This window comes from Neobacillus bataviensis LMG 21833 (assembly GCF_000307875.1).
GTDB classification, from domain to species: Bacteria; Bacillota; Bacilli; order Bacillales; family Cytobacillaceae; genus Neobacillus; species Neobacillus bataviensis.
In genome coordinates this window covers 134,369-158,079 of record NZ_AJLS01000115.1, presented here as the reverse complement: position 1 = coordinate 158,079, position 23,711 = coordinate 134,369, and the positions used below count along the sequence as shown (strand labels likewise).

At 42.8% G+C, this 23,711-nt stretch carries 20 protein-coding genes; 15 read left to right on the top strand and 5 right to left on the bottom strand.

All coding sequences use genetic code 11. The features are described 5' to 3' along the window. Positions 1 to 2 precede the first annotated feature (2 nt). Positions 3 to 1,490, top strand: a complete 1,488-nt coding sequence (gene nuoN / locus BABA_RS15445) for an NADH-quinone oxidoreductase subunit NuoN (protein WP_007086141.1) — start codon at positions 3 to 5, stop codon at positions 1,488 to 1,490. A 154-nt stretch (positions 1,491 to 1,644) separates the two neighbouring features. Here the strand turns inward: nuoN and BABA_RS15440 are convergent, their stop codons facing one another. Further along, positions 1,645 to 1,812, bottom strand: coding sequence for a CsbD family protein (locus BABA_RS15440; RefSeq protein WP_007086140.1), 168 nt, complete (start codon positions 1,810 to 1,812; stop codon positions 1,645 to 1,647). Between the two features lie 61 nt (positions 1,813 to 1,873). Further along, positions 1,874 to 2,173: a hypothetical protein gene (locus tag BABA_RS15435; RefSeq protein ID WP_007086139.1), complete on the bottom strand. Its 300-nt coding sequence runs from the start codon at positions 2,171 to 2,173 to the stop codon at positions 1,874 to 1,876. Between the two features lie 137 nt (positions 2,174 to 2,310). Between BABA_RS15435 and BABA_RS15430 the strand changes: the two genes are divergently transcribed. The 7 genes from BABA_RS15430 to BABA_RS15400 all read left to right on the top strand — a co-directional run bounded on the left by BABA_RS15430 (position 2,311) and on the right by BABA_RS15400 (position 10,658). Further along, a complete protein-coding gene (locus BABA_RS15430; RefSeq protein ID WP_007086138.1) occupies positions 2,311 to 3,801 on the top strand; it encodes a mechanosensitive ion channel in 1,491 nt (496 codons plus the stop codon). Between the two features lie 87 nt (positions 3,802 to 3,888). Then, a complete protein-coding gene (locus tag BABA_RS15425; RefSeq protein ID WP_040346589.1) occupies positions 3,889 to 5,190 on the top strand; it encodes a hemolysin family protein in 1,302 nt (433 codons plus the stop codon). A 458-nt stretch (positions 5,191 to 5,648) separates the two neighbouring features. Further along, positions 5,649 to 6,518: a MurR/RpiR family transcriptional regulator gene (locus BABA_RS15420; protein WP_007086136.1), complete on the top strand. Its 870-nt coding sequence runs from the start codon at positions 5,649 to 5,651 to the stop codon at positions 6,516 to 6,518. Positions 6,519 to 6,523: 5 nt separating this feature from the next. Continuing rightward, positions 6,524 to 7,654 (top strand): M20 peptidase aminoacylase family protein, encoded by a 1,131-nt coding sequence (locus tag BABA_RS15415; RefSeq protein ID WP_007086135.1) that lies wholly within the window; start codon positions 6,524 to 6,526, stop codon positions 7,652 to 7,654. Between the two features lie 2 nt (positions 7,655 to 7,656). Continuing rightward, positions 7,657 to 8,472 (top strand): GNAT family N-acetyltransferase, encoded by an 816-nt coding sequence (locus BABA_RS15410; RefSeq protein WP_007086134.1) that lies wholly within the window; start codon positions 7,657 to 7,659, stop codon positions 8,470 to 8,472. Continuing rightward, positions 8,469 to 9,575 carry an o-succinylbenzoate synthase gene (menC, locus tag BABA_RS15405; protein ID WP_007086133.1) on the top strand — a complete coding sequence of 369 codons (1,107 nt, stop codon included), beginning with the start codon at positions 8,469 to 8,471 and terminating at the stop codon, positions 9,573 to 9,575. The genes BABA_RS15410 and menC overlap by 4 nt, the downstream gene beginning before the upstream one ends. 15 nt (positions 9,576 to 9,590) lie before the next feature. Next, complete coding sequence (locus BABA_RS15400) at positions 9,591 to 10,658, top strand: YkvI family membrane protein (protein ID WP_007086132.1); 1,068 nt, start codon at positions 9,591 to 9,593, stop codon at positions 10,656 to 10,658. A 221-nt stretch (positions 10,659 to 10,879) separates the two neighbouring features. Here the strand turns inward: BABA_RS15400 and BABA_RS15395 are convergent, their stop codons facing one another. From BABA_RS15395 to BABA_RS15385, 3 genes are all read right to left on the bottom strand, one after another. Beyond that, entirely contained in the window at positions 10,880 to 12,319 is a 1,440-nt protein-coding gene (locus BABA_RS15395) for an amidohydrolase (protein WP_007086131.1), read from the bottom strand. Positions 12,320 to 12,381: 62 nt separating this feature from the next. Continuing rightward, positions 12,382 to 13,623 (bottom strand): MFS transporter, encoded by a 1,242-nt coding sequence (locus BABA_RS15390; RefSeq protein ID WP_007086130.1) that lies wholly within the window; start codon positions 13,621 to 13,623, stop codon positions 12,382 to 12,384. A gap of 201 nt (positions 13,624 to 13,824) precedes the next feature. Further along, positions 13,825 to 15,648, bottom strand: coding sequence for a helix-turn-helix domain-containing protein (locus tag BABA_RS15385; protein WP_007086129.1), 1,824 nt, complete (start codon positions 15,646 to 15,648; stop codon positions 13,825 to 13,827). Positions 15,649 to 15,864: 216 nt separating this feature from the next. Here BABA_RS15385 and BABA_RS15380 point away from each other — a divergent pair, with 216 nt between their 5' ends. From BABA_RS15380 to BABA_RS15350, 7 genes are all read left to right on the top strand, one after another. Beyond that, a complete protein-coding gene (locus BABA_RS15380; protein WP_007086128.1) occupies positions 15,865 to 16,458 on the top strand; it encodes a dienelactone hydrolase family protein in 594 nt (197 codons plus the stop codon). A gap of 251 nt (positions 16,459 to 16,709) precedes the next feature. Continuing rightward, positions 16,710 to 17,570 carry an FAD binding domain-containing protein gene (locus BABA_RS15375; protein ID WP_007086127.1) on the top strand — a complete coding sequence of 287 codons (861 nt, stop codon included), beginning with the start codon at positions 16,710 to 16,712 and terminating at the stop codon, positions 17,568 to 17,570. A 12-nt stretch (positions 17,571 to 17,582) separates the two neighbouring features. Continuing rightward, the gene (pucD, locus tag BABA_RS15370; protein ID WP_007086126.1) at positions 17,583 to 19,838 is read left to right on the top strand and encodes a xanthine dehydrogenase subunit D; all 2,256 of its coding nucleotides are present in this window, start codon (positions 17,583 to 17,585) and stop codon (positions 19,836 to 19,838) included. Further along, positions 19,829 to 20,284: a (2Fe-2S)-binding protein gene (locus BABA_RS15365; RefSeq protein ID WP_007086125.1), complete on the top strand. Its 456-nt coding sequence runs from the start codon at positions 19,829 to 19,831 to the stop codon at positions 20,282 to 20,284. The genes pucD and BABA_RS15365 overlap by 10 nt, the downstream gene beginning before the upstream one ends. Positions 20,285 to 20,703: 419 nt before the next feature. Continuing rightward, entirely contained in the window at positions 20,704 to 22,281 is a 1,578-nt protein-coding gene (locus BABA_RS15360) for a spore germination protein (protein ID WP_007086124.1), read from the top strand. Further along, positions 22,278 to 23,462: a Ger(x)C family spore germination protein gene (locus BABA_RS15355; RefSeq protein ID WP_007086123.1), complete on the top strand. Its 1,185-nt coding sequence runs from the start codon at positions 22,278 to 22,280 to the stop codon at positions 23,460 to 23,462. Before BABA_RS15360 ends, BABA_RS15355 begins: the two co-directional genes overlap by 4 nt. Then, positions 23,459 to 23,680: a hypothetical protein gene (locus BABA_RS15350; RefSeq protein WP_007086122.1), complete on the top strand. Its 222-nt coding sequence runs from the start codon at positions 23,459 to 23,461 to the stop codon at positions 23,678 to 23,680. Before BABA_RS15355 ends, BABA_RS15350 begins: the two co-directional genes overlap by 4 nt. The last annotated feature ends 31 nt before the right edge of the window (positions 23,681 to 23,711 follow it).

Sequence of the window (23,711 nt, the reverse complement as noted above, 5' to 3'; positions counted from 1 at the left end):
GGATGGATATAGAGACATTGAAATCATTTAACTGGAGTGTCATGACGCCTGAGTTCATCATCCTTGGCGTCATCGCATTACTGACATTGTTAGATTTATTTTTACCGAAAAAACAAGACCGCCGCATTCTTGGCTGGATCGGGATTGCCGGTGTGCTAGCGGCCATCATCGCGGTAGCCAGCCTGCTCGGCACGGAAGCGACATCGATTTTAGACGATACCTTCACGCTTGATGCGTTTGGAAAGGCGTTTAAACTCATCCTGCTAGTCGGAGCGGCACTTGTATTATTTTTAGCGATTAGTTATGAGGCGAAGGAAGGCCTTGAAGACTATCGAGGCGAGTTTTATTACTTATTCTTAGCGGCCTTGCTTGGTACGATGATTATGACATCAAGCGGTGACTTAATCACGTTATTTATTGGGTTAGAATTGTTATCAATTCCTTCCTATATATTAGCGGGCATCAAGAAGCACAACAGACAATCGAATGAATCGGCGATGAAATACGTCATCAATGGCGGTATTTCCACCGCAATCACGTTGTTTGGGATGAGCTATGTATACGGCTTGACGGGTTCGACTAATCTTTTTGAAATTGCGACGACAATATCAGCGATTTCAGATGGTCAGCAGGCCTACCTGCTCGGACTTGCGTTCTTAATGATTTTCGTCGGTTTATCGTTCAAACTGGCAGCGGCACCGTTCCATATGTGGGCACCTGATGTGTACCAAGGCGCGCCGACACCGGTTACGGCCTTCTTAAGCGTCATTTCGAAGACGGCCGGCTTTGTCATCGTCATCCGCATCCTAATTGCGGTATTCTACAGCGCCGCGCCAACGGGTGCCAGCGGTGAGAGCATCCTGTTTAAAATGCACGATTATCTCGCCGTCATTGCTGCAGTCACGATGATTGTCGGTAACGTCATTGCCTTGAAACAATCGAATATTAAACGAATGTTTGCCTATTCCAGTATCGCCCATGCCGGGTATATCCTGGTGGCACTGACGACACTGAGCACGAATATGGTTTATTCCATCTGGTTCTACCTGCTTGCTTACATGCTAATGAACCTTGGTGCTTTTGCGGTAATCCAAGTAGTTTCAGGGCAATCCGGTTCGACGAAGATTGCTGACTTTGCCGGCCTTTACCGCCGCTCACCGGTATTAGCCGTCCTTATGGGGATTTTACTCGTTTCCCTGGCAGGCTTCCCGGGCACAGCTGGCTTTATCGGCAAATTAAACATCTTTGTCGGCGCCTTCGCCGGTACACCGCATTACGTACTGGCATCGATTATGATTGCGACCACCGTCGTATCATACTTCTACTATTTCGGCGTCATGACACAAATGTTCTTCCGTCCGGCAGCTGACGACCGCAAGCTGAACATGCCATTCGGCATCATCGTCGTCCTGCTCGTCGCAGTCGTAGGGTCAGTCCTGTTCGGCATCATGCCAAACATCGCCCTTGATTTCTTGAACAATTTGAAGTAAAGCAGGGGACGGTTCTTGCGCTTCAGCTTTTAGTGGCTTCTTTGGGGAAGGGAGCCGTGGTCATATTAAAAGGGGTATTTATACAAAACAAAAAGAAGAGGCGGGGCCTCCCCTTTATGGGGATTCCCTGCCTCTTCTTTTTACATTTTCCGCATTAGTCCAGTTTATCCTTAACCTCGCCAACGCCTTCTCGCAGTTTACCCTTTGCTTTATCCCATTTTCCTTCAGTTTCGGTTGACTTGTCATCCGTCAACTTACCCCATTGCTCTTTCGCCTCACCCTTTACCTGATCTAGATCGCCTTTTAATTTATCCTTGTTCATATTAAATTCCTCCTTTTCGTTCTATAAGTTTATTACCCTATGAGAAAGTCCCGCAAACTTCCTAATTGTTATCCACTTCATCCTTCTTTTCGCCATCACTGATGCCATTATCCTGATCGACGCCGTCACCGATACCATCCTCTTTTAATTGGCTCTCGATATTATTCTTGGCATCTTCAATATTATCTTTAGCTTCTTTAAACGTGTCGTTCGCTTCCTTTTTTGTATCATTATCAATTTGATCCTTTTGCTCGCCGTCACTAATGCCGTTATCCTGGTCGACCCCGTCTCCGCAGCCGGCCAACCCGCCAAATGTCAATAGTGCCGCCAGTCCGCCTGTTAGAAGTGTTTTTTTATTCATGTTTACTCCTCCTTTAATTTCGAACTGGTGATTGTATTCCCAGTGAATCAGGTGATGAAACATTATTTTGAAAATGTTTGAAACCATCATGACGGGGTATTACATCTACCAAACTTACCGAAAAGGAGAGATGTTACATGACATTACACAATATGATGGCAGGCTGGTACATATATACAGACCGAATTCCCCACGTACTATTAGCACTTCTCATCTTATTAGTTGGCTGGCTGGTGGCAAAAGCGGTGGGCAAGGCGGTCGAAAAGGCTTTAAGGAAAACAAACCTCGATAACAAGCTGTTCTCTAATGTTGGAAAAAGGAAATACGCATCAGAAGTGATTATCGGAAAAATGGTTTACTATCTGTTAGTAGTTGTCGTCCTGATTTTCTTTTTCAATATGCTTCACCTCAACATCATTGCTGAACCGCTTGTAGAAATGGTGTCGACATTGACCTCGGCGATTCCGAATCTACTAAAAGCAGCTCTTATTCTAGTAGTAGCCTGGGTGATTGCTTATTTTGCCCGGATGCTTTTTAAAAAGGGAGCGGCGATGCTTCATTTAGAACAAAGACTTGTAAAATGGAAAATGACTGATAAAGAAGCGAATGCGGCAGTCAAGGTGAACGGCATCGCTCAAGCCATTTTCTATCTTGTCATGTTATTATTTTTACCGGCGGTATTGGGGGCACTGCATCTTGAAGGGATTTCAGAACCTTTCTCACATGCGCTGTCAACCATGCTTGGTTTAATTCCGAAGCTGTTTGCTGCGGCACTGATTGTGTTTATCGGCTGGTTGCTTGCGAAAATCATCCGTGATATTTTAACGAATTTTTTAAAAAGCATCGGAGCGGATCGCCTCGGTGAACGGGTTGGCTTAGAGAAGGCTGATCTTTCCACCATTATTGGGAATATCGTCTTCATCCTCATCTTAATCCCGACAATTATTACGGCCTTAGAAAAATTAGACTTAAAGGGAATCTTGGAGCCGGCGATTGCGATGCTTCATCAGATTATGACACTGATTCCAAACATCGTTGCTGCGGTTCTGTTGATTTTATTTGGAATATGGCTTGGAAAATGGATTGAAAAAATGGTCGCGCAAATGCTTTGGCGCTTACGGTTCGACAATATCTTCCACCACATGGGAATCGGCTCCTTAACTCCGGAACAATCGAAATACACCCTGTCGCAACTGGTAGGATTGCTGGCAAAGATTGTCGTGGTGCTCTTATTTACCTCCGAAGCCTTGCAGATTGTTCATTTAGATTTCTTAGTTACCTTGGCAACAGGAGTACTCGCCTACCTGCCAATGGTAGTAGCAGCACTCGTGATTTTAGGAATTGGCTTGTACTTAGGCCATTTAGTTGAGCGTGTGTTACAAAATGTCTTAAAGCAGCGCTACTCGCGCACGTTGGCGGCGATTGCGAAATATGCCATTTTTACCATTACCCTGTTCATGGCATTAGACCAATTGGGTGTCGCCCACTCGATTGTAAACGCAGCGTTCATTCTCGTCTTGGGTGGTCTGGCACTGGCATTTGGCTTGGCATTCGGCCTCGGCGGAAAAGAGTTTGCTGCCAAATATTTAGGGAAACTAGACGAAAAAATAGAAGAGGAAAATGTATAGATTTAGGCCTAGACAATCCGGAATCCTCATCGATTTCGGATTGTTATTTTTAGAAGGGAGGTTGTTGGTTTGCTAATCAATTTATTGATGATTGTGGTGCTCATTGTTTTAACCGGCTTCTTCGTCGCGATTGAATTTGCCATTGTCAAGGTACGGACATCGCGGATTGATCAGCTGATTGCGGAGGGGAAGAAAAACGCCGTTGCGGCGAATAGGGTCGTGACCCACCTTGATGAATATTTATCAGCCTGCCAGCTTGGCATCACGGTAACAGCATTGGGACTGGGCTGGCTCGGGGAACCGACGGTGGAAAGGTTATTTCATCCATTACTGGCGGCACTTCATTTGAATGATGCTGTTACAAATCTAGTATCGTTTGCCCTTGCCTTTGCTGTTGTTACCTTTATTCACGTCGTTGCAGGGGAATTGGCACCAAAAACCGTGGCGATTCAGAAGGCCGAAATGATTACCTTGCTGTTCGCTAAGCCGTTGATTCTTTTTTACAAAATCATGTTTCCGTTTATTTGGGCGCTAAATAGTTCCGCCCGCGTGCTCGTTGGCTTATTTGGGCTAAAGCCTGCGAGCGAACATGAATTGGCGCACTCGGAGGAGGAGCTGCGCATTCTTTTGACGGAAAGTTATCAAAGCGGGGAAATTAACCAAAATGAATGGAAGTATGTTAATAATATTTTTGAATTTGATGAGCGCATCGCTAAAGAAATCATGGTGCCGCGGACGGAAATGGTTTGTCTCTCAGTTGAAGATTCAATTCAAGATGTCGTGCAAATGATGAAGGCGGAAAAATTTACCCGATATCCGGTGATGGAAGGGGATAAGGATCATATTATCGGCGTTATGAACGTGAAAATGTTTTTAACCTCCAAACTGATGAAGAAGGGTGCCTATCAAAATTGGAAAGTAAAATCCTACATTCAGCCAGTTATTCGCATCATTGAAACGATTCCGATTCACGATTTGTTGATCCGGATGCAAATGGAGCGAACCCATATGGCGATTCTGCTTGATGAATATGGCGGCACTTCCGGATTGGTGACGGTCGAAGATATCATTGAGGAGATTGTGGGCGAGGTGCGGGATGAGTTTGATGCCGATGAGGTGCCCGAGATTCGCAAGGTATCTGTGGCTGGATCTGGGAATGGAGAGGCGGGAAAGCACTATATTGTAGATGCCAAAGTGACCATTTCTGAAGTAAATCAGCTGCTCGGAACCCACTTAAGCGCAGAGGAAGTCGATACGATTGGCGGCTGGTATTTGACGCAAAAAACCACGGCAAAAGCGAGTGTAGCAGTGGATGCGGAAGGGTATTCCTTCAACGTCCATGAAGCGGACGGGTACCATATTATGTATTTGGAGATAGGGAAAAATTGAGACAAGCCTCGGGATGGGGCTTGTTTCTTTGTGGGGAAAAATGGGAAACCAACCTTAATAGGAAGGGGGCGTTAACAGGTGTAAAGCGGTTGATACGATGACAAGCCCAGGCAATATAGGTATGTATGAGAATTCATAGGCGGAGAATTTCCGGCTAATGTATCTAAAGGAAGCTTAAGAAGCAAATATAAGCGGAGATATTCCGATTAGCTGCTCTAAATAAGACAAAATCCAACGATTTGGATACTATAAGCGGAAAAACTCCCCTTATTTTTAAGGAAATGGGGGTATTTACCAATTTAAACGGAATTTTTCCGTTTATTTTCAAACACTCTACCTAGACTTCAGACATGTCAGAATATTTTAATTGTTTTTTAAATAAATTTGTGATAAATTTATAAACATTATAAATGAAGTCTAGACTTCATTTGATTACCAATAAAAGGAGAGGCTTCTTTTTGGAGGGTACTCAGACAATCAAGGATAAGATTGAAATGCATTTTAATGAACTATCAAAGGCACAGCAAAAAGTGGCGAACTTTGTGTTAAATAACCCCACATTTATCGGAGTGCATTCTGCGGCTGAAGTTGGTGAGAAAGCCGGGACCAGCGAAACCACGGTCATTCGTTTCTGCTATGCACTTGGACTTGAAGGATATGCCCGGCTGCAAAAAGAAATTACCCTATTTGTTTTTAACCATACAACGATTAGTACGCTTGGAACTTATGTTTCCTCTAAAAAGGAGCTTGTCAATGACCAGTGTCTTATTGAAAAAGCAATGGGCCAAGATAGCTCTAAAATTATCAGAATTGCTAAACAAATTAATGAACAAATGTTTAAGGATGCGACCCGTAAATTACATGAAGCGGAAAAAATCTATATTGTTGGTGCTGGTGCATCACAGTTAGGTGCTCATTGGCTGCATTTTACGATGAACTTTCTTCGGCCGAATGTGAAGCTTGTTCAAACAGACACAGCAGAACTCATTCGTACGCTGCAAGAAATCGATGAACATTCCATCGTCGTAGTGATTTCTCAGCATCGTTACTTTAAAGAGCCGATTCAAATCGCTGAGACACTTCATAAGCGGGGGATACCGATCCTGGCTGTTACGGACTCGAGGCTGGCACCGATTCTCAAGCATTGTTCGTATGCCTTTATATTAGAACAACCTGAGCTGTCGACAATTGATCTGATGCCGGCACTGATTTCCTTCCTCAATTTATTAGTAACGGGAATGATAACTTACGATCCACACTACTACAACACGCAACGTGTTAAGTTCGATGATTTTCAAAATAGTTTTATAGCAGATCGATGGAGTTGAAGAAGATGACAGATCAACAATTAGCAGAACGTTTACAACCGATTTTTGAGCATTTGCATGAGAATCCGGAAGTAAGCTGGAGTGAGGTTGAAACAACAGCGTATATCGCAAACCTCCTCAGGCAAGAAGGTTTTGAACCGCAAACATTTGAAAATATGACCGGTTTATATGTAGACATTGGGAAAGGAACACCTAAAGTCGGCTTTCGAACCGATATGGACGCCCTGTGGCAGGAAGTAGACGGTCAGTTCCGCGCTAATCATTCATGTGGGCATGACGGACATATGACGATGGCACTTGGCACTTTTCTTTTACTAAAAGAGCTGGCGCCAACCTTACCCGGAGCTGTCCGCATCATTTTCCAACCGGCAGAGGAAAAGGCGCAAGGAGCAAAGGCCCTTGTTCGGCAAGGGGTGGTCGATTCACTGCAATTTTTATTCGGTACGCATGTACGTCCGCTTGTTGAATTGCAGGACGGGACATATGCGCCGGCATTGTATCACGGGGCAGCGAAGCTTTTTACCGGAACGATTACTGGGGTTGAAGCTCACGGGGCACGACCGGAGCAAGGGGTCAATGCGATTGAAGTAGCAGCGGCTTTAATTGACGGGATCAAACGTCTTTGGATCAGCCCAACACAGTCCGCCTCTATTAAAATGACACAGCTTCAAGCGGGCGGCACAGCAACAAATATTATTCCAGGTTCGGCATCATTTAGTATGGATGCACGTGCTCAAAATAATGAAACGATGGAAGCTTTAACAGTCGGATTTGAAAAAGTAGCTGCAGCAGTAAGTACCATGTACGGCGCATCGATTGAGTACCGGGTGGATGCGCATATTGCGGCAGCTCAAGTCGATGACACGGCAAAATCGATTATGCAGCAAGCGATTATCGATGTGGCAGGTATAGAAAACTGCGCACCAGAAGTGGTCACACCCGGCGGCGAAGACTTCCACTTTTATGCTTATTCAAAACCGCAGCTGCAAACAACGATGCTTGGGCTAGGCTGCGGTGTCACACCAGGACTTCATCATCCACAGATGACATTTAACCGGCAACGTCTTCCAATTGGGGCTCAAATTATCACAAGAGCCTTAGTGCTGGCGTTACAACAAGTAGAAAGAAGCGAATAGAAATGATCGAAATTCGAGAATTAAAAACAATTGCTGAAATGGAACAAATTCAAGAGCTTGAGTTTAAAGTATGGGGCACCGAAGTGATTCCGACACACCAAACGTTAACGGCAGTAAAAAATGGAGGCATTATGGTGGGTGCCTATGACGGAGAGCAATTAATCGGCTTCAGCTATGGATTTGCCGGCTTCCGTGATGGAAAATCCTATGTATGCTCACATATGCTTGGTATTGACGAAGCGTATCGTTCACAAGGCATTGGTGAAAAACTGAAACGCGTACAGCGGGATATTGCCATTGCAAAAGGATATGACAGGATGCACTGGACGTACGATCCGCTCGAAACCCGAAACGGTTACTTAAACTTAACCAAACTGAATGGTATTTGTGATACCTATGTTGAAAATTGCTATGGAGAAATGCAGGACGGCTTCAACCAAGGATTGCCATCAGACCGCTTTGAACTGCACTGGCATTTAACCAGTCCTTATGTGGTGGAAAAACATGTACCAACGATCGAAGACGCAGCTGCCTTAAACACACTGGCATTTAATGAAGAAAGCTTACCTGTATTCGTAGCAGGCAAGGAGCAAGAACTAACGCAATCAGCTTATTCACTGGCGATACCGAAAGACTTCCAATCCTTAAAAGCAGCAAGCGGAGAACTTGCGATGGACTGGCGTTTGCAGACACGTGCACTATTCCAACGCTTATTTAAAGCAGGATACGCGGCGGTTCGTTTACAGCCAGCTGAAACCTATAATGAATACATTTTTGTCAAAAAAGAAATGTTAGCACTGGGAGGACAACCACAATGAAAATTACCGACATTACCATCCGTCATTTACAAATGAAATTAAAAGCACCCTTTACAACAAGCTTCGGTACATTTACCAATAAAGACTTTTTATTATTGGAAGCAAAAGATCAAGACGGCACGATTGGCTGGGGTGAATCCGTAGCATTTCACTCCCCTTGGTATAACGAAGAAACATTACAAACAAACTGGCATATGCTGGAGGATTTTTTAATCCCGTTAATTTTAAACAAAGAAATCAACCATCCCGATGAAGTAAGTGAAATATTTGCCCCCATTCGTAAAAATAACATGGCAAAATCGACGATTGAAGGCGCCATTTGGGATATTTACGCACAGCAAACCAATCAATCACTCGCTTCAGCACTTGGCGGAAAAAAGGACAAAATTGAAGTCGGCATCAGTATTGGTATTCAAAAATCAATTGAAGACTTAGTCGCACTAGTGGATGAGTACGTGAAGGAAGGCTACAAACGGATTAAAGTGAAAATAAAGCCGGGCTGGGATGTGGATGTGATGCGTACATTGCGTGAAAACTTCCCGAACGTGGCCATGATGGCTGATGCAAACTCCGCCTATCGCTTAGAAGATGCAGAGCTTTTAAAACAGCTGGATGAATTTGACTTAACCATGATTGAACAGCCTTTAGCATCGGATGATATTATTGATCATTCACAGTTGCAAAAAATGCTAAACACCCCTATTTGCTTGGACGAAAGTATTCATTCTTTAGAGGACGCACGTAAGGCGGTTGAGCTTGGCAGTACAAAAATTATAAATATTAAAATCGGCCGTGTCGGCGGTTTAACAGAAGCCAAAAAAATCCACGACTACTGTGAAGCAAATGGCATTCCTGTATGGTGCGGCGGTATGTTGGAATCAGGTATTGGGCGAGCTCATAATGTCGCCTTAACCACGCTATCAAACTTTATTTTACCTGGAGACACAGCGGGCTCCAATCGTTATTGGGAAAAAGATATTATCCTGCCTGAGGTTGTAGCAGCAAACGGTTATATTGAAGTGCCGCAAACAGCAGGAATTGGTTATGCAATCGACCGGGAAGCAGTGGAATCATTTACAGTTGCGAAGAAAAATTACAAATAGTGGAGGTGGATTCGCGTGAAGAAAAGCTTACAAATCGGTGGAGCTTTCGTCGGCTTGATCGTTGGAGCCGGCTTTGCTTCAGGGCAAGAAATCATGCAGTACTTTACAAGCTTTGGCATTTGGGGAACGGTTGGCGGAGTGGTTGCTACCGCATTCTTCGTGTTTTTAGGTTACACGCTTGCACAGCTGGGGGCAGACCTACAAACAACATCACATAAAGGTGTTATTTATTATTTAGGCGGTCGTTATATCGGATTCATTTTTGACGTACTCATTACGTTCTTCTTATTTGGTGTAGCCGTTGTCATGTTCGCAGGGTCTGGTTCGACATTTGAGCAAATGTTTGACATCAATCCGATGATTGGAAGCATCATCATGGTAGCAGCCACCATCTTAACTTTATTATTAAATGTAAAAAATATTATCAATTTAATTGCTATGGTGACACCGTATTTAATGATTATTATCTTTGCCATTTTAATTTATTCTATTTTTACCATGGACATATCCTTTGCTGAAGCAGATGCATTAGCAAAAGAACAAGCGTCAGGAGCATCCAATTGGTTTATTGGTGCCCTCCTCTATGTGTCGTATAATATCGCAGCAGGTGCTGCCCTTTTGATTGTGATGGGTGGAACCCTTAAAGACCGTAAAGTAGCAGGCATGGGGGGAGTTTTTGGCGGGATCATGCTAGGTGCCTTAATTGTATTAATTCATATTGCAATGTTTGTGAAAATAAATGTTGTAAGTGGTGTGGCCATGCCAACACTTGAGCTGGCTAACCAAATCCACCCGGCAGTCGGCGTGCTGATGGCGATTGCGCTTCTCGGTATGATGTACAACACAGCGGTTGGAATGTTCTACGCCTTTACGGTTCGTTTCATTCAACCAGAAAGGAAATCATTTAAGCCAGCAGTCATTGTTACCGGCTTACTCGGTTTTGGCGCAAGTCTTGTCGGATTCACCACACTGGTTGGGAAAGTTTACTCAACCATGGGCTATTTAGGATTCGCCCTAATCATCGCGATTGTGATCGCATGGGCACGAAAAGATAAAAGGCAAAAATCAGCGATAGCTGCGTAAAATATGTTGAAATGCCGGGTTCTCTTAAACTAGCAACCAACTAAAATAAGAAACAAAAAAACTGATTAAGGGGATTCCTTGATCAGCTTTTTTGATGTTAGTAAAAACTAGAAACTAGTAAAACGAAAAAGGTCAGCCCTATGATTTATCCTGCTGACCTTTAACTATGCTAAATCATACTAATAGGGAACCCGCAGCATACCTAGCAATCTATCAGAACATCAGGTAGCCGAATTCGCTAAAGATAACGCCCTATTAACGGGAGCTTGTACTCCGCTAGGAATGCCCGCCTTATAGGTAACTCCATCCGTTTTTTTCGTAAATTCTGCTTTTGCTTTGGCAAGGATACCTCCTTGGTCATGTAACAGATCGTAGCCGGACAGCGCCATCACTTTGGCGGCGAATAACATTCCTTTCATGCCGATCGATGATCCGAACGAAGCGGTCGCCTGCCAAGTATGCACCTCCACGCCGACCGGCATGCAGGCGGTTAAAATTTGGCCGACCGGGGTAATCCAGGTGACATCGCCGACATCGGTTGATGCACCGAAAGTCTCGCCATATTCCTTTTTGTTGTTGAAATATTCGGCCTGTAGTGATTCATCCTTGTCGCCGCCAAGCAGGGCGATCATTCGCTGACTCCCGGCTAACTCCTTCGGTTGAAGGGTGGCCGCAAGCTCATGCGCAAACTGTTCCTCTTCAGCTGTGAAGGACAGGGGGCCGATTACGTTGCCTTGCGCAAACATCAAGTCATTCAGCACCTCATTCGGAAGCGTGTCATAGCAGCCGGCCTTAATTTCCCATGTTACAGACGTTTCCGTCATCATTGCCGCGCCTTGTGCTATTTTGATCAGGCGTTCAAGCATGTTATCCACTTGCTCGCGGTTTTCGCCGCGAAGGTAATACCAGACACTTGCATCGCCCGGAACAATGTTCGGTGCTTGGCCACCGTTCGTGATGGTGTAATGAATCCGCGATCCGTCCGGCACATGCTCACGCAAATAGTTAGCGCCAACGTTCATCAGTTCCACTGCATCCAACGCGCTTCGCCCGAGATGGGGGGCAGAACCCGCATGGGCGGTGCGCCCAGTAAAATAAAACTCAACGGAACTCAGCGCCCGAAAGCTGACGTTTGTCGTCTGGTTAGCCGAACCCGGATGCCAGGTAAGAGCGCAATCCAGGTCGTCAAAAGCACCGGACCGAGCCATAAAGGTTTTGCCTGACAGCACCTCTTCGGCGGGACAGCCATAATAGCGAATCGTTCCTGCCATATTCTCATCAGCCATCCGATTTTTCAACGCGATAACAGCAGCGACACCGGCAGTGCCAAGCAGGTTATGGCCACAGCCGTGACCCGGGCCGTTTTCAACAACGGGTTGCTGCTCAGGGCAAACCTGCTGGGATAATCCAGGCAGCGCATCGAATTCACCCAAAAATCCGATGATAGGATGCCCGATTCCATATTCCGCAATGAATGCTGTCGGAATCCCGCCGATGCCGGACGTCACAGCAAATCCTGCTTCTTCCAGCACTTTTTTTTGCAATGAGGAGGCAAAGGTCTCCGTATAGGCAATTTCCGGTTTATCCCAAATCTGTTTGGCCATTTGGATAAACTCCTCCGCATTACCATCTATCCATGAGATAAGCTCGTTTTTATTCATGATGCTCACTCCTTTTACTTCTACCATCTAGATCTGTAAAACTAGTTATCAATCTTAAGCCGTCATAGGGCTACATGCTCATCGGCAACAACTTTTGCCGCTAATTTCGAGCCTGGCAATGTTGCGCCTACGATAGCAGCCAATAGAGCGCAGCCCATTACAAACATGAATGCACTCGTATAGGAACCACCAGAAGCGGTGATCAGAAAGCCCATAATGGCCGGGGCGGCAATACCTGCCGATTGCCCGCCGAAGTTCAGAATGCCTACTGCGGTTCCGACTACTTGGGCTCTCATCAGGCGATGCGGCAAGGAAAAGACGAAGGATAGCATAAACGCAATACCGATTGAAGCAAGAGATTGATATAAAATGGCTTGTAAAGCACTAGAGGCGCCGGTTAAAAGGTATACAAAGAAGCCCACGATTAACGCGCTTATGATAACAACCGTTTTCGTATAAGCACCAAGCTTGTCAATCAATCTTCCGCTCAAAAACGCAACAACCGCAGAGACAAGTGCTGGAATCGCTGTAAGAAATCCGGCAGAAGTCAGGTTAATATGCTTGGCCTGAACAAGGTAAGTCGGCATCCAAGCGGTTAAACCCCATTGAGCGATGCTAATTCCGAACCAGATAATCACCATTTTCCATATAATTGAGTTCCGAAGTAGTTCTTTATATGCTCCCTTTTCCCTTTGGGGAACGCTTTCATTCGTTTCCACAGCATCGTGCTTGCTTTTCCGGAAGAATTTCCAAACAAGGAACACGACAACCAGCCCAAGCAGAGACAGCAGCAGGAACACCTGACGCCAACCGAGCGCAACAAGTAATGGCGCGCAAATCAGAGGTGCAATCACTATGCCAATCGGATTCGAAGACATCATCGTCGACTGAGCCTTTGTCCTTTCGTGGCGAGGAAAATAATCTGAAATGGCCTTTGCAGCAGAGGGAGAATAAGAGCCTTCACCCAAACCAAACAGTACGCGAATCAGAATTAAGGAGGCTAACGACCATGCCAGTCCGGTCAATGCTGTAAATACGGACCAAGCCAGCACTGCCGTGATAATCACTTTACGCGAGCCAAACCGGTCTGCAAGAAACCCGCCCGGAATTTGCATAAAGGCGTAACCAAGAAAAAAGCTGCTGAGTACCATTCCAATAGCCGAAGGCGCAAGGGACAGATCTTTGCCCATTTGCACAACGGCAAGGCTGATGACAGTCCGGTCAATATACAAGACAACCCAGCCAATAAACAAAATGGTAAGAATCTGCTTTTTGTTTGAACTGCCAGCAAGTTCTCGATTCATAGAAACACACTCCTCCAAGTTAGTTAATACATTTTTATTTTAAAGCGCAAAAGGGGAGAAGTCATTGGATAATCGTTTGATTTTTCAGATAATTAATTGTTGGACCCAACAATGATTTGATTACATGTAATGCTGAGAAGCTCAGATGATCGTTCTAGAATTCGCCCGCAAAACCCTGTGGGCTTGTCGGAGTAGAATGAGTCAGGACTGAAGATAGAATACATTATAAAGATAGACTGCAAGCTGAACCCTCAGGTAATCTTCAAAATTATCATAATCGGCCCCAATCAAGTCTTCGATTTTTTTTATGCGATGGTACAGTGTGTTCGTATGAATATGAAGAGCCTTGGCTGTTGAAACCATGGAACGATTATGTTGGACGTAGCTTATAAGGGTAGCCAAAAGGTCTTGATACTTCTCCTGGTCTGTCCATAAAAGGGAAAAGGTCTCAGCCAAAAATGATTCAATCTCACTCGATTGATGATTTAAAAATAGACGGGCAATACCTATTTCACGAAAATGGAAAACGCCATTTTTACTTTGTTTTTTTAGATGCAGAAGCGCTTGTTCAGCTTTGTTATGATTGTCTTCCGCCTGCCCGGGATAGTAAAGTCCTGTACTGACTCCAGCCCGTGCTGCGACGGTAAACATTTTGTTCCACCGTTCAATATTTTTTTCAATCAATTCAATCAGTTTTGCTTGCTCTCTTTCATGACTGGTCGTGGAAAAAAGGATAATTTTATTGTTATAGCTCGATATTAGTCTGTTTTCCGCGGGTAAGTTTCGGTTCAAACGAGTGAGTAGAGACCGAGTTTCATTTTCAAGGGCATCTTGATCTACATTTCCGGACATTTCAATTACAACAGTTTGAATAAAGCTCTGAGTCTCAATCCCTAACTCCTTGACTGCCAATTCAGCTTGAAAGGGGTTTTTAATTTTCAAGAATTCATGATAGTTTTCGAAGGTTTTTCGATATAAAATATCAGTTTTTGATCTGATTTTTATAATTTCCAGCGTTAGGATAGGCGCACCTTGTTCTACTATTAACCGATCCGTCATTGATAAGGGATCATCTCCCACTATGATCAGGCAGCCTAAAAAGACTGAACCAGATCGTATAGGATACACATAGAAAGATAGATTAACATCCTTAGAAATGGATACATAAGCTGGATTTGTTTTATTGATAAAAAGCAGAAAAAGGTCAGCAATAATTTTTTCATAAGGCAGATTGTCTGAGGGGTAACACTTGCCCTCGATGTAATCTGCATAAAAAACTCCCTTTTCCATTAAATGATCCATTTCCATAATGATGGATGTTAATCCTCTGTTTTCTATGGATAACCGTGTTAGATGGTTATGTATTTCTGTTCTCTGTTGCAAAAGCTGGTTTGTTTCCTCAAGCTTGGTTAATAAATGAGTGACCTCACCGAGACTTTTCTGAACATCTTCGTGAAGCTGGGCATTATGAATGGCTACAGCGACGTGGGAGGCAAAACTTTCAAGAAGTAGAAGATCTCTCTCACTAGGGAGCTTCTCCCGCTCAAAGCGATGAAGAGTCATGACACCAATTCGTATATCGCCAAACATAATAGGTACAGACAAAAGAGATTTAATCTTTCTTGTGGATACTGCAGCGGCTTGTAGAATAGTATGGTTTTCTTCACTTAAGTCTGTCATATTTTCATAAATTTCTTTTGTTGTTCCAATCAATCGTACACAGCCGTCTCTAAAGACCTTTCCAACAATCGATTCTCCGACACCAACCCGAAAGGATCTGATTTGATCATTAAATCCGATGTATGACTTCACGATTAATTTCTCTGAGTTCTTATCAAACAGTAGGATGTACCCAGCGTCAGTAGATCGGAAGATAGCACTAGCGTAACGCATGATTTTTTTCAGTACGTCATCTAATTCGAGGCTTGAGGTAATGACACGGAAGCTTTCCATAAGAATTTCCATTTCTTGCTGTACCTTTAATGTTTCTCGATCTAAATGATGAAGATTGGTTTCGGCTTTCAATATTCTCCCTCCTCCTTTATGTTGAACTCAACCATTTATAAAAAAACGTAGTGTCATCTCACAAATAATATTTACTATTGATTTTATAATATTTAGAAAACTAAGGGAAGTCATTATAGTAAAATGGGAAAAGTGGGTAAAAAGTAGTAAAATTATTGAGTAAAATACTTCAATCAGATATATAATCAATGCGAAATCATTTAAGGGGTAAATAGGGTGCTTAAAATAAACAAAAAGTCCGATAAATTAATAATTGTCATTCATGAAATATATGGAATTAACCAACATATGGTGGATTTATGTGAATTACTTTCAGCACAAAATTTTGATGTCATTTGTCCCAATTTATTAGAACAAGAAGTATCTTTTGATTATTCTCATGAGGTAAAGGCTTACCATCATTTCACGGAACATGTAGGTTTCAAAAACGGATTACATAAAGTAAAAAATATTTTATTAAATATGCAAGAAACGTATTCAAAAATATTTATTATTGGATTTAGTGTAGGGGCGACGATTGCTTGGTTGTGCAGTGAGGAAGAATGTGTTGATGGCATCGTTGGATACTATGGTTCGCGTATTAGAGACTATGAAAATATAGATCCGAAATGTCCAGTGTTGTTATTTTTTCCAAATGTGGAAAAGTCATTTCAAGTTGATAAATTAGTTTCAACTTTAGATAGACCGAATATAGATGTACATTTATGTAAAGGTGAACACGGATTTAGTGATCCATACTCTTCTAAATATAATGAAGAATTAGCTCAAACTACATTGAGAGAAACATTGCACTTTTTAAAAAGTAACTGAATTTTTACTCCGCAATCGATCTCTCGATGGGTAGTGCAGATATTGCATTTGTCATGTTGCCGCAGTTGCAGGATTCAGATTTAATCGTCCCACTAGCTTTGATTGACAAGCTAGTTTTTTTGTTGATTATTAAACAGAGATTTAAGCATCTGGGTAAGTAATTGTTCTTTTTTCCTAATTGAATAATATTTTAGGTTAAAGGAAATTTCTGTTCATCCACTAATTTATGAAAAGGGCGAGGTGATGTAGAGTTGAAGGAAAATGCTAAAATAACTGTTTCACCTAAGGTTTGGACTCCCAAACAAATCGAAGAAGCATGGGAATTAAAACAAAAACTAGGTACAAATGCTATGTATATCTCTGGAGGAACATGGGTTCAGCTTCGTTGGGAATTAGGGGAGGCTGTGCCTAACCATTTAATTCATTTGGGAAGAATTGAAGATTTGCCAAAGGTGAAGATGTCTTCCGATCATTCATTAAACATTAGTGCTTTCGCTTCCTTGGCAGCTTGCCGAAGCAGCCCAGATATTCACAGATACTGGCCCATATTAGCAGAAGCGGCCAGAAATGTGGGTTCACCAGCGGTACGCAATCAAGGTACGATTGGTGGGAACATAGCCTGTGGTTATGGAGACCTTATTCCTGCCCTTTTGGTGTTGGATGCCAAGATTACTTCGTTTGATGGAAAGCAGTATATAACCGACGAGTTAATAAATTTCTTAAATCAGAATCCCTCGGATAAAATAATAACCGAAATTCACTTACAGAAATCCGCTAATTCCTCTAATAAAACTTTTTATAAAAAAATAGGCCGACGTGAAGCCTTTACACTTTCCCTTTTGACTATAGCTGGTGCTCTCTTAGTGAACGACAAAAATGAAGTTGAACAAGCTCGTCTTGCGGTTGGGGGCGGAGACATGGCCCCTAAACGTTTATTAATTTGTGAAGGCCAATTAAAAGGAAAAGTTCTAACTGAAGAATTATGTCAAAGAGCACATGCACAAATATTACAAGAATTTCAGCCTCATACTGACCGCTATACTTCCTCTCACTATCGTAAATTAATAGCTGCCAACCTGCTAATTGCCGGTTTAACAGATGCATTATATTAAGGGGGGATTGCCTTGTATCTCAATCGTGATTCAACTGGTGAAAACTGGCGTGTTAGACCTGACGGAGTAGAAAAGGTAACAGGGTCTCTAAAGTATCTCACAGATTTATCGTTTCCAAATATGTTGTTTGGAAAAATTTTGCGCAGTCAATATCCCCATGCAAGGATCAAATTCATCCATATAGACGAAGCCAAAAAACTAAAGGGTGTCCATGGAGTTTTAACTTATAAGGACATACCAGGGCTAAATGGGTTTGGAATACTCGAACCGGACCAACCCGTTTTTTGTTATGATAAGGTTCGGTTTATAGGCGATGCTGTTGCGGCTGTTGCTGCAGAATCAAAAGAGATAGCAGAGAAAGCCTTACAGTTAATTAAGGTTGAGTATGAAGTTCTATCCGTTGTCGATGATCCCGAGCAATCGATACTATCATCAGCTCTCAAAATTCACGAAAAGGGAAATATCCTTCATCGATCCTCCTTTAAAAAAGGAAATATAGAAGAAGGCTTTAATAATTGTGAGATCATTATTGAAGAAACGTATGATACTCCAAGGCAGATCCATGCTTATATGGAAACTGAAGGCGGAGTGGTTGTTCCTAATAAGGATGGTGGAATTACCGTTTATATGGGAACGCAGCATGGATACTTTGATCGTTTTCAGCTTTCACGAATTCTTAATATGAAAGAAAATAAAATACGGGTTGTTTCGAGTCCGATGGGCGGGTCATTTGGTGGAAAAGATGAATTAAATGTTCAGCCATATGGGGCATTACTGGCACTTTATACAGGATTGCCTGTAAAAATCCATCAAAATCGGAATGAGTCGATACGAGCAGGACTCAAGCGTCATCCGATGCGTATTACCATGAAAACAGGAGCAGATAGAAAAGGAAATATTTTCGCGCATGAAGTCTATATTATTGCTGATACTGGAGCTTATGCAACGTTAGGAGTGTCAGTATTGGAGAATGCAGTTGAAAACGCTGTTGGACCATATCGGATTCCGAACATTGATATTGAAGGAGTATCTGTCTATACAAATAATGGTATATCCGGAGAGTTTAGAGGTTTTGGAAGCAATCAAGCAGTTTTTGCACTCGAAGGGCAGCTTGATCGATTAGCAGAAAAACTTAACATGGATCCGATTGAGTTACGTGAAAAAAATATTAGGTCTATGGACGATTGTGGACCACTTGATCAAACAATCATACCATCTGATGGAGCAAAAGAGACGTTGAATGCCATTAAACAATCTAACATTTTGCGAATGACAAAGGTTGTATCTGATAAATGGAAACGTAGGGGTGTGGGTATTGCTATTACGATGCTCGGCTCCGGTTTAGGCAGCGGGATACCTGATCAAGGAGCAGGACGTCTTTCAATCGGCAAGGATGGTAAAATCATAGGTGCGTTTGGTGGCGAAGAAGTAGGGCAGGGGATTTTATCTGTCATTGAAACATTACTAATGAATGCCTTCAATTGTGGAAGTGATGATCTAAAAGTCGTGATTGGTGACACGGATCTAGTTCCCCATTCTGGTTCGACAACGGCCTCTCGGGCAACGACGATGATATGGCTAGCCATTGAAAAGATGAAAGAATCATTTCAAAGCCACATTCTGCAGCATGTATCACAATTGATCGGTGTTCCGAAACATCAGATGTATTTAGGTCCAGGTGGAATATGGAGTGATTCACGGCTTGTTCTTTCTTATAGCGATTTAGGAAATCAATTAAATGAACCTATAGAGGTATTAGTTGAATTCCCATATCCACAATCAAATGATGTTAAACAAAAAGGGCGTTACCTTTTTTCTTTTGCTGCAGTTGCGGCAGGAGTTGAAGTAGATTTACTAACTGGGAAAGTTATGGTTCTTGGGTTAGACCAGGCGATCGCTGCAGGTCCGGTCATTAGTCCAATGGGTTATCTTGGCCAAATTGAGGGTAGTGGAGTGATGTCGATTGGTTACTCACTTATGGAAGACTGCCAAATGGAAAAAGGAGAGTACACGACAGAGAATTTTGACACTTACTTAATTCCTACCATTTGTGATATTCCACCTGAAATGAATGTGTATGCAATTGAAACATTACAGCCTGGAGATTCATTCGGTCCAAAGGGGATTGGAGAAATTGGAACGGTAGCTGTTGCCCCTGCGATCGTAAAAGCAATTCATGATGCAATCGGTTATTGGTGTAATCGAATTCCTGTTTCACGTGAGGGAATTTTACAGGCAGTGGAAAAGGAGAGAGGAAAATGGATATGAACATTGAGGTTCAGTTTAAAGTAAATCATCAACATGTGAAGCTTCATATTCCTCCATTGTGCAGTCTGAATGATATTCTTCGAGATCACCTTAGTTTGACAGGAACCAAAGTTTCTTGCGGTATTGGCCGCTGCGGAGCTTGTACAGTTTTAAAGAATGGCCAAATAGTGAATTCTTGTTTATTAAGGGCTTTCCAATTAAATGAGGTAGAAATCTTAACGATTGAAGGGCTTGGGGAAGAAAATCTCGATCCGATTCAGAGGGCTTTGATCGAGGAAGGCGGCTTCCAATGCGGATATTGTACTCCCGGGATGATTTTAGCTATAAAAGCACTTTTAGAAAAGCATCCACATCCAACACAAGAACAAATACTAGAAGGACTGTCCGGTAACCTATGTCGCTGTACAGGATATGGTGGAATCCTTCGAGCAGTCAACTCAATTTAGGGTTTCTTAAAGATTCTACCTACTAAACCAAAATTGCTAAACCTCATTCAGATACATAACGCTGAACCGTACCATAAATGATGGCATTTTTTTTAAGGTAATAAAATAAGCTAGACAAGACATTTCATTATATGACATATCTTGTCTAGCTTATCTATTTTGGGAAAAATGCTGACTTTGAATATTGTTAAAACCTTCTAAGGCCTGTTTAGTCCATTTTATTTTTATCTAAAGTTCACCTACTTGATTTCTACATACAGTCATTAATATTACTAAACCTTGATACCTTATCCATACATGATCTTCGTTCGGTAGAGCGCCGATTGGTGTATAAATTTCCCAACGCCTTGAAACAATCGCATAATCATCCTTGGATGTGCAAACAATAGTCGTAAATCCATACCAAGGGGAACCAGTTGATGAAATTTATGGGGATTCGAAAAGAGAGAAGGAAATTTCCAAGCTTACAAATGAATGAGTCGTTGAATGCATTGCCGGAAATCCCTTTAGATCCGGAGTTAAATAAAAATATCGACCTACTAAAATCAGCCTATAAAGATTGCTCCGATGTGGTATTTCGTGAATTTAGTATCGGCGGCAGTGTCGATGCCATTCTTCTTTACATTGATGGTCTGTCGAATACTGAAGAGATCGACCAACAGGTGCTAAGGCCGCTTTTACAGATGAAAAGCGATGCTGGCGGTGCCATAGTTGAACATACGAAAAAGGAAATAGCAGTTTCTGATTTAAAGGAAATTTACTATATTGTGGATGTCTTTCAACAAATTTCAATGGGTAACCCGATTATTCTGATTGAAAAACAAACAAAGGGAATTTCTATTGGGCTGCCCAAGTGGGAAAAGCGCAGTATTATGGAACCAGACGCGGAATCAGTCATTCGCGGCCCTAGAGAAGGGTTTATTGAAACAGTAAGAGTCAACACCTCCCTTTTACGCAGGAAAATTCGTCATCCCTTATTAAAAATGAAACCAATGACAATTGGCCGTTATACAGAAACCCAAATCATCATTTCTTATATAGAAGGAATCGCCGACATCACTCTCGTTGATGAGGTTACCAGCAGAATTGAGCGCATCAAGATGGATGGTATTTTAGAAAGCGGATATATTGAGGAAATGATCGTTGATTACCCGTATTCTCCTTTCGCACAAGTGTTAACAACGGAACGTCCGGATGTTGCGGCAGCCTGCCTTTTGGAAGGACGTGTTGTGATCTTGGTCGACGGCACCCCTATCAGCCTCATTGCACCATGTACGTTTGCCACTCTCTTACAGGCACCAGAAGATTATTATAATCCGTTTTACATCAGTACCTTTATCCGTTGGCTGCGCTATCTATTCTTTTTCATCGCTTTGCTTGCACCATCAGCGTATGTGGCGATTTTAACGTATCATCAAGAAATGCTTCCCACCTCGCTGCTCTTAACAATCGCTGAAAGCCGTGAACAAATTCCTTTTCCGGCATTGATTGAAGCGTTTATTATGGAAATCACGTTTGAGGCGCTGCGTGAAGCAGGAGTGAGGCTGCCAAAACAAGTGGGATCTGCTGTTAGTATTGTCGGCGCCCTGGTCATTGGACAAGCCGCGACTGCGGCGGGACTGGTGTCATCACCGATGGTCATGGTGGTAGCCATTACGGGAGTCGCCTCGTTTTTAATGCCAAGATATGCGACCGGCATATCGGTTCGAATCCTGCGCTTTCCCATCATGATTTTAGCGGGAATGTTAGGATTATTAGGCGTTATGCTCGGAATTACCGCGATTGTCGCCCATTTGTGTACGCTAAAATCCTTTGGTGTACCCTATTTCAATTCGGCTGCGCCGCTCAAGGCTCACAATTTGAAGGATGTCCTGATTCGGGCTCCGTGGTGGGCAATGGATACTCGTCCCGACTTTTTTTCACAAGATACGAGTGACTTAAGGCGTGAGTCCAGTAACCAAAAGCCTGATCCAAGCAAAGGTGGCGACGGAAGTTGAGTTGGTTGATTCGATCTGTTAAGTTCATCCTCATATTATGCTTAACTTCATTTTTCCTAACAGGATGTTGGGATCGAGCCGAAGTAAATGATTTAGCCCTCATTTTGGCAGCAGGTATTGATAAAGGTAAAAAAAATAATATCGAACTCTCAGCCCAAATATTTATCCCGCGCGCCCCCCAAGGCGGACAACAATCCGGGATGTCTAGCGGGGGCAGCACCGGCCAGTCATTCGTCAGGTCAGCTGAAGGGGAAACCATTGCGGATGCGATGGCACGACTCCAGGAAGAACTCACTAGAGAAATTTTCTGGGGGCAAAACGAGGTGCTCATTATTGGTGAAACATTAGCAAAGGAAGGAATCAGCGACCACATTGATTTTTGGATCAGGCACTCGGAACCTCGTATACGTGCCGACGTCTTTGTGTCGAAAGGAAGATCCAAGACGGTTTTGGAGGCAATGCCTGAATTGGAAAGATACACCTCAAAACAACTTCGCAAAATGGTTAAAACACATATAGGGGTGAAAGTAACGGTGAAGGATTTATCGCAGATGTTATCAGGTGCATCCGATGCGGCCGTACTTCCTTGGGTCGAAAACCTGGACCCGTCCATGATGGATTCAAAAAAAGCCATTCCCATCATTAATGGGGCCGCTATTTTTAAGGAAGGAAAAATGGTAGGAAGATTAGATGATAAACAAACCAGGGGGATTCTTTGGCCAAAAAATGAGATCCAATCAGGTGTGATTACGATTTCTTTTAAAAACGAACCAGGCTACATTTCCCTAAATCTATTAAGAAGCCATAGTGAATTGATCCCCACGATAAAGAACGGCAAATGGGGCATGCACATGAAATCAAATGTAGATTTGGAAGTCATTCAAAATACGACAACACTCAATTTATTCGATCCAAAGGTAAGAAAAAAAGCCGAGCAGAAGGTTGGTCTTGAAATTGAACAAAGAGAGCGGTTAGCTTTTTCGATTGTAAAGAAAGAATTACATGCGGATATCTTCGGTTTTGCTGATGAATTTCAGAGGGAATATCCACAAATATGGAAACAAAAGGAAGATAAGTGGGATGAAATCTTCCCAAAAGTCGCCATATCATTTGGAACGAAGGTAAATATCAGTAGAACCGGTTTGGCTACGGAAAAACGTAAAACAGGTGTAGAACGATGAAGATGGGAGGGATCCTAGGGTTAACCATTTTACTAGTGCTAATCTTTTTGTCCCAATGGCCGACGTTGAAGAAAAGTGAGAAAAAAGTAAAAATGGCCTTTTTATCGTTGATGCTGGTTAACTGGATTCTTGCTGTTTTACTTGTTATTTTTCCAGAAATGCCAGGGCCCGGGCAACTAATTGATTTCATCTTTAAGTCATTTGGGGCATTTTGGTAACAGACTCCTTTTAGAAAAGGAATGAACAAAT